The following is a 7441-nucleotide window of genomic DNA, read 5'->3' on the forward strand; positions in this document are numbered from 1 at the left end:
GACATTCGACACCGAGAGCAGCGCCATCCGCGAGGTGGCGTCGAAGGCTTACGACCGCACCCACAAGAGCATGTATGTGCTGACGGCGGCCGATTTCGGCTGAAAGGGCGGCGAGTTGGCGCTCACCGCGGTCAGGTCTTGCGCTCGGCCCTTTCGCGGCGTTTGACGTCGCGGACATTCATCTGCACGACCATGTCCTCGGCCTCCCGCGGCCCCATCCCGACCATCACCTTTTGCCGGACAACCGCAGGCTGGCCGGTGAAGACATCGATGATGCTCCAGCTCTGGGGAAGCTCCATGCGCAGCGTGTAGCGGTTGGCCATGCCGGTCAGCCTTGCATCGTGAAAAACACGGCGCCCAGGATCAGCACCGTCCAGGCGACGACCGACAATTTCAGCACCATGCCGCCATGCACCGCCACAAGCTTCCGCAGGTGCGACACACCTGCCGACGAGACCGGTGCCGCCGCCAGGGCGACGGGGGCCTTGAGGCCAAGTTTTCCAAAGACGGGCAGCAGCGACGGTTCACGCACGAAAGGCCTCGAATGTCAGGGAAAAGCGAAGCAAGAACGCTCGGCTCCCTTCCATAGCACTCTTTTCGCGGGTGCCGGCATGCCAAATGCAAGACAGGACTGCTTTAACGGCCGGTCCGCACCGCCTTCGCAACGCACAAATCTATTCGTGCGGACCGCCTGCCCTTGGGGCAGATTGGGACTGTTGTTCGACGCGAAATTTTGGAGGCCTCGCCTCGGGATCGAACCGAGGCTTCAGAGATTTGCCGTCTCCAGCGTAGCCGCTCCGCCACGAGGCCATGGCTGTTGAAGTAGCGGCCAAATATTTACGGAAAGGTTAATCCCGAGGGATTGTTCAGAATTTTCGGCACGATCTTCAGAGCGTCCGCCAGCACATATGGCGGCCAGGCCTGCTGCCCGGCAGCACGACCTCGCTTCCCGCGCACGCTGCGATCTTTCATGCCTCAAGCGGCAGCCCGCCCCGTCTGGACCGAGGGCCTCCAGCACTGCGACTGGCGCTCTTCCCCTGAGCTACGTGCTGCCGGCGCTGCTTTACCCCCGGGTTGCATTCGGAGGAAGAGAGCCGAAGGCCCAACCAGCTTTTTCCCTTGAACGGCGATCCGATCTGGCCTAGCCTCAGCTGAGAAAAGGTTTTCTCAAACAATTTCGATCGGGCCCGGCCACCTGCCGGGCCTCATTCAGGTCGGCAAGAGAAAACCTTTTCCCAACCAAGGACTCTCGGCGCGATGCCATCGGACGATCTGCCTGTTCCGGTCTTTTCCAAGCCAGTCACCTTGCGTGACGTGGCGGCGCAGGCCGGCGTCAGCGTCGCCACCGCATCCAAGGCGCTCAACAGCCAGGGCCGGATGACAGCCGAGACGCGCGAACGCATTCGCGAGACCGCCCGGCGGCTTGGCTTCCGGCCCAACAGCCTGGCGCAAAGCCTGCTCCGGCGCCGCAGCTTCACCGTCGGCCTGCTCACCAACGATACCTATGGCCGCTTCTCGCTGCCGCTGATGTCGGGCATTTCGGACGCGCTGGTCGACAATGGCGTCTCGGTGTTCCTGTGCAATGTCGAGGAGGATCCGCGGCTGGGCCAGATGCATGTCGACGCCATGCTCGACAAGCGCGTTGACGGCATCATCGCCACCGGCAAGCGCATCGATCGCCATCTGCCCGTCGACCTCTCCAATCTGCGCGTCCCGGTGATCTATGCCTTCACGCAGCCCGACCCCGAGGCCGTCGCCTTCGTCTCGGACGATGTTGGCGGCGCCCGGCTGGCCGTCGAGCATTTCTGCCGGCTTGGCCGCAAGCGCATCGCCCACGTCACCGGGCCGGCGAGCTTTGCCGTGGTGCACGCGCGCGTCCAGGCTTACCGCGACGTGCTCGTCGAAAACGGTCTCCCGGTCAGCGAGCCGCTGCTCGGCTCCTGGTCGGAAGCCTGGGGTCACCAGGCGGTTGCGCAACTGTTCGACGGCAAAAGCGAAAGGCCGGACGCGGTCTTCTGCGGCAACGATCAGATCGCGCGCGGCGTCATCGATGCTCTGCGCGAACGCGGCCTCGATGTCCCCAGGGATGTCGGCGTCATCGGTTTCGACAATTGGGAGATCGTGGCCGAGGCGACGCGCCCGCCGCTGACCTCTGTCGACATGAACCTGGTCGCGCTCGGGCGCGAGGCCGGGTTGACCCTGCTTTCGCTGGTCGGCGGCAAGCCCGCCGCGCCCGGCATTCGAAAACTGCCGTGCCGGCTGGTGGTGCGGCAGTCATGCGGCCATCCGCCGGGTGGCTGAAAACGAAGCGCCGCGCAATCGGCGCCAAGCCGCGGACCGCGGCCAACCTTGGAGGAGGAGAACATGAGGAACCTGATTGCCAAACTGGCCCTGGCCGCTGCCGTTCTGGGCGGCGGTCTCGGCACTGCCGCCGCCGAGACGGCCAACATATGGGTGCGCGCCGACGGTTCGAATTTCATGCCGAGGATCGTCGATGCCTACAACAAGGCGCACACCAACCAGGTCAAGCTCGATATCATCCCCAATGCCGAGATCATCCCCAAATACGGTGCCGCGGCCGCCGGCGGCACAGCGCCCGACGCGCTGTCGCTCGACCTGATCTACACGCCCTCCTTCGCCGCAGCCGGCCAATTGGAGGACATCACCGACTGGGCAAAGTCCCTGCCCTATTTTGCCAGCCTGTCGCCGGCGCATGTGAAGACCGGCACCTACAAAGACCACATTTACGGCCTGCCCTTCTCCGCCGACGCCTCGGTGCTGATCTGGAACAAGAAGCTGTTCAAGCAGGCCGGCCTTGATCCCGAAAAAGGCCCGGCCAACTGGGCCGAGATCGCGGCCGATGCCGAGAAGGTCAACGCGCTCGGCGGCAACATCAAGGGCTTCTACTTCTCCGGCAATTGCGGCGGCTGCAACATCTTCACCTTCACGCCCCTGATCTGGGCGTCTGGTGGCGACATCCTGAGCGAAGACGGCTCGAAGGCGACGCTGGACAGCCCGCAGCTGCGCGGCGCCATCGATCTCTACCGCTCGATGGTCAAGAAGGATCTGGTACCGGCAGGCGCACAGACCGACACCGGCGCCAATTTCTTTGCCGCCTTCGCCGCCGGCAATATCGGCATCTCGCCGTCCGGCGCCTTTGCCATCGGCGCGCTCAACACCCAGTATCCCGACATCGATTACGGCGTCACCTTCCTGCCGGGCAAGGACAGCGGCTGGTCGTCCTTTGCGGGCGGCGACAATTTCGTCGTCACCAAGGGCACCACGAAACTGCCCGTGGTGAAGGAGTTCCTCGACTTCGCCTATTCGCTCGAGGGCCAGACCATCCTTGCCAAATACGGAAGCCTGCCGGTGCGCGGCGACATCGCCAAGGACGCGTTGAAGGATCTCGATCCGCGCTACCAGATCGCCGCCGAAGCCATGGCCAAGGGCAAGACGCCCTATTCGGTGGTGTTCAACGACCTGATCAACTCCGCCAACGGCCCGTGGACGCAGATGATCAACGAGGTCTTCTTCGGCGACGATGTCGATGGCGCGATAGCCAATGCGCAGGAAACGATGCAGTCGATCATCGACCAGGCGCCGCAGAAGTAGCGGACGCCTGCCGGCCGCCCGCCTGTCTCCCTGGGCGGGTGGCCGGATACCGCATCGCCAACGGCAGGGCTATCGCGTTGAGAAAAGGCCCCCTCATCCGGCCGCTTCGCGGCCACCTTCTCCCCGCCGGGGAGAAGAGGCTGGCACCATCCCCGGCAACCTCCTCTCCCCTCGGGGAGAGGTCGGATTGCCCCGAATTGCTCTCTTCAATTGGGTTGGCAATCCGGGTGAGGGGTTCTTTGCCAATGTCCCAATAGCATCGAGCGCGCAGCCATGACCGTCATCACCGCAGCAACCCCTGCCCCGCCCCGCGCCCGCAAGGTCGCCAGCCGCCACCAATGGATCGGCCTGCTCTATGTCGCGCCGGCTGTCGCGCTGGTCGTCGTCTTTTTCCTGATCCCGCTCGGCATGACGGCGTGGATGTCGCTGCACAACTGGCCCCTGATGGGCGAGCACAGCTTTATCGGCCTCGGCAACTATGTCGCCATCCTGCGCGACACCCGGTTCTGGAACGCGCTGCGCTTCACCGCCTACTACACCGTGATCGTCACCATCGCGATCTTCGTGGTGGCGTTTCCGCTGGCGCTGTTCGTCGAGCGGCCGCGGCCGCTGACCAATCTTTACCGGACGATGTTCTTCATGCCGGCGGTTGTCGGCTTTGCCTCGGCCAGCCTGCTCTGGTCATGGCTGTTGAACGTCGATTCCGGCCTGTTCAGCCCGGCCGCCTACGACCTTGGCCTGATCGACAGGAAGTTCAACCTTTTGGCCACCTTCCAGCCGGCCTTCTGGTCGATCATCGCCATGGTCGTCTGGAAGGTCGCCGGCTTCACCATGATCATTCTGATGGCCGGCCTGCAATCGATCCCGCAGGATCTGCAGGAGGCGGCCGTTATCGACGGCGCCGGTCCGTTCGCCAGGTTCAGGGCGATCACTTTGCCGCTGATGCGCCGCACGCTGGCGCTGGCCCTGATCCTGTCGGTCGCCGGCTCGATCCTCGCCTTCGACCAGTTCTACATCATCCTGCGCGGCGGCCCACGCAACCAGACGCTGACGGCGGTCTACTGGATCTTCAACCAGTCCTTCGTGTCGTTCAAGCTCGGCTACGGCGCGGCTTTGTCGATGGTGCTGCTGGTGATCCTGGTGGCGCTCAGCCTCGTCCAGCTGTGGCTGCTGCGCAAGCCGGAGGGGCTCGACTGATGGCGCAGGCCGCTTCCCGCAACCGCCGGCTCTTGAGCCGCATCGGCGAGCATTCGACCGGCATCGTCGCCTCGGTGCTGTTTGCCGCGCCGATCGTGTGGGCGGTGCTGTCGGCGTTCAAGCCAGCGACCGAAGCGCGCCTGCCGCCGCTGCCGCCCTGGCCGACATCAGGCTTCTCGCTGGAGAACTACGCCACGCTCAACAGCTTCGGCGACGGGCTGTGGGTCTCGGCGCAAAACAGCATCTACGTCTCGGTGATGACCGTCGTGCTGTCGGTCGCCGTCAGCGTGCTGGCCGGCTATGGCTTTTCGCGGTTCCGGTTTCCGTTCAAGAACCTGTTCTTCATCCTCATTCTGTCGACGATCATGATCCCGTTCCAGTCGATCCTGACGCCGATCTTCCTGGTGCTGACCAAGCTTGGCCTGCACAACACGCTGACCGGCCTGGTCGGCGTTTATGTGACGCTGCAACTGCCGTTCTCGATCTTCATGATGCGCAACGCCTTCGACGCGGTGCCGCGCGAGATCGAGGAAGCCGCCCGCATGGACGGCGCCGGCAATCTCACCATGCTTTGGAAGGTGATGCTGCCGCTGGTCTGGCCGGGCGTCGTCACCATCGCCCTGTTTGCCTTCCTCGGCGCCTGGAACGAATTCCTCGCCGCCCTCGTGCTGATGACCGATCAATCCAAATTCACGCTGCCCGTGATGATGACCGCACTGCAGTCGGGCCGCTTCGGCGCCATCGACTGGGGCGCGGTGCAGGCGGGCGTCACCGTGATGATGGTGCCGTGCCTCATCCTGTTCCTGGCGCTGCAGCGCTTCTACATCCGCGGCCTGATGGCCGGGGCCGTCAAATAGAATGGAGTAAATTAATGACCGCATCGCCATCCGCAAAAACCGGGAAACCGAAGCTCGCCTTCCGCCCGCTGCCGGTGCCGCAGGTCGACGTGCACGGCTTCTGGGGCGATCGCGCCGACGCTGTCGCCGCCCGCACCGCCGATATCCTTTACGAGCGCTGCGTGGAGGCCCGCATGCTGGAGCAGATCGATCCGGACCGTCCCTCGCCCGGCATAGTCATCCCCTTCCACTCGCCCTCTCCCGACGAAGCCGACCGCCAGGGCGCGGAATTCACCGGATCGACGGTGACCACGCAGATGTTCTGGGATTCCGATCTCGGCAAGACGATCGAGACCGCGGCCTATTCGCTTTACCGGCGCAAGAATCCCGAACTGGAGAAGAAGATCGACGCCGTCATCGACATGTATGGCAGGCTGCAGCAGGAGGACGGCTATCTCTCCAGCTGGTACCAACGCATCCAGCCCGGCAAGCGCTGGACCAATCTGCGCGACTGCCACGAGCTCTATTGCGCCGGCCATCTGATCGAGGGCGCGGTCGCCTACTACCAGGCGACGGGAAAACGCAAGCTGCTCGATATCATGTGCCGCTATGCCGACCACATCGCGTCGGTACTCGGCCCGGAGCCCGGCAAGAAGAAGGGCTATTGCGGCCACGAGGAGATCGAGCTGGCGCTGGTCAAGCTGGCACGGGTGACCGGCGAGCGGAAATATATGGAGTTGGCCAGATACTTCATCGACCAGCGCGGTCAGCAGCCGCATTATTTCGACGAGGAGGCCCGCGCCCGCGGCGCCGACCCGAAGGCCTATCATTTCAAGACCTATGAATACAGCCAGTCGCATATCCCGGTGCGAGAACAGAACAAGGTCGTCGGCCATGCTGTCAGGGCGATGTACCTCTATTCCGGCATGGCCGATATCGCGACCGAATATGGCGATGATACGCTGCGAGCAGCACTCGACCTTCTGTGGGACGATCTCACCACCAAGAGTCTCTACATCACTGGCGGACTGGGGCCGTCGGCGCACAATGAGGGCTTCACCAGCGACTACGACCTGCCCAACGAAAGCGCCTATGCCGAGACCTGTGCGGCGGTCGGCCTGGTGTTCTGGGCCAGCCGCATGCTCGGCATGGGGCCGAACGCGCGCTACGCCGACATGATGGAACGCGCCCTCTACAACGGTTCGATCTCGGGCCTGTCGCTCGACGGCTCGCTGTTTTTCTACGAGAATCCATTGGAAAGCCGGGGCAAGCACAACAGGTGGAAGTGGCACCGCTGCCCGTGCTGCCCGCCCAATATCGGGCGCATGGTCGCCTCGATCGGCAGCTATTTCTACAGCCTGGCCGACGATGCGCTGGCCGTCCACCTCTATGGCGACTCGACCGCGCGCTTCGATATATCGGGCGTCCCGGTGAGCCTGACGCAGGTCAGCAGCTATCCCTGGGACGGCGCCGTCGACATCATGCTCGAACCGCGGGCGCCGGTCGAGTTCACTTTGCACCTGCGCATTCCCGCCTGGAGCGCCAGTGCCGGGTTGAAGATAAACGGCGAAGCCATCAGGCTGGCGGATATCACCAGCGACGGCTACGCCGCGATCAAGCGGACATGGAAAAAGGGCGACAATGTCCGGCTCGATCTCGAAATGCCGATCGAGCGGCTTTATGCCAACCCGCAGGTGCGCCAGGATTCTGGCCGCGTCGCGCTGTCACGCGGCCCGCTGATCTATTGCGTCGAGGCATCAGACAATGACAGCCAGCCGCATCGCCTGACGCTGCCG

Annotated in this window: 7 protein-coding genes and 1 tRNA gene; 5 read left to right on the forward strand and 3 right to left on the reverse strand. The window is 63.9% G+C overall.

The features are described 5' to 3' along the window. Positions 1–131: 131 nt before the first annotated feature. The 3 genes from EN914_RS17480 to EN914_RS38335 all read right to left on the reverse strand — a co-directional run bounded on the left by EN914_RS17480 (position 132) and on the right by EN914_RS38335 (position 810). A complete protein-coding gene (locus EN914_RS17480; protein ID WP_024503908.1) occupies positions 132–323 on the reverse strand; it encodes a hypothetical protein in 192 nt (63 codons plus the stop codon). Between the two features lie 5 nt (positions 324–328). After that, the gene (locus tag EN914_RS17485) at positions 329–532 is read right to left on the reverse strand and encodes a hypothetical protein (protein WP_024503909.1); all 204 of its coding nucleotides are present in this window, start codon (positions 530–532) and stop codon (positions 329–331) included. A 202-nt stretch (positions 533–734) separates the two neighbouring features. Next, positions 735–810, reverse strand: a tRNA-Cys gene (locus EN914_RS38335). A gap of 447 nt (positions 811–1257) precedes the next feature. On the opposite strand from EN914_RS38335, the gene EN914_RS17490 reads away from it, so the two are divergent. The 5 genes from EN914_RS17490 to EN914_RS17510 form a co-directional block, all read left to right on the forward strand. Beyond that, entirely contained in the window at positions 1258–2301 is a 1044-nt protein-coding gene (locus EN914_RS17490) for a LacI family DNA-binding transcriptional regulator (protein WP_024503910.1), read from the forward strand. Between the two features lie 63 nt (positions 2302–2364). Further along, positions 2365–3612: a sugar ABC transporter substrate-binding protein gene (locus EN914_RS17495; protein ID WP_013530526.1), complete on the forward strand. Its 1248-nt coding sequence runs from the start codon at positions 2365–2367 to the stop codon at positions 3610–3612. A 273-nt stretch (positions 3613–3885) separates the two neighbouring features. Next, positions 3886–4809, forward strand: coding sequence for a carbohydrate ABC transporter permease (locus EN914_RS17500; RefSeq protein WP_024503911.1), 924 nt, complete (start codon positions 3886–3888; stop codon positions 4807–4809). Then, positions 4809–5666, forward strand: a complete 858-nt coding sequence (locus tag EN914_RS17505; RefSeq protein WP_024503912.1) for a carbohydrate ABC transporter permease — start codon at positions 4809–4811, stop codon at positions 5664–5666. The genes EN914_RS17500 and EN914_RS17505 overlap by 1 nt, the downstream gene beginning before the upstream one ends. A gap of 14 nt (positions 5667–5680) precedes the next feature. Continuing rightward, positions 5681–7441 (forward strand): glycoside hydrolase family 127 protein (locus EN914_RS17510; protein WP_164766408.1); only part of this gene is annotated, 1761 nt, incomplete at its 3' end.

Origin of the sequence: Mesorhizobium sp. M7A.F.Ca.CA.001.08.2.1, assembly GCF_003998455.1 — a bacterium.
In the GTDB taxonomy this organism is placed as follows: domain Bacteria; phylum Pseudomonadota; class Alphaproteobacteria; order Rhizobiales; family Rhizobiaceae; genus Mesorhizobium; species Mesorhizobium ciceri.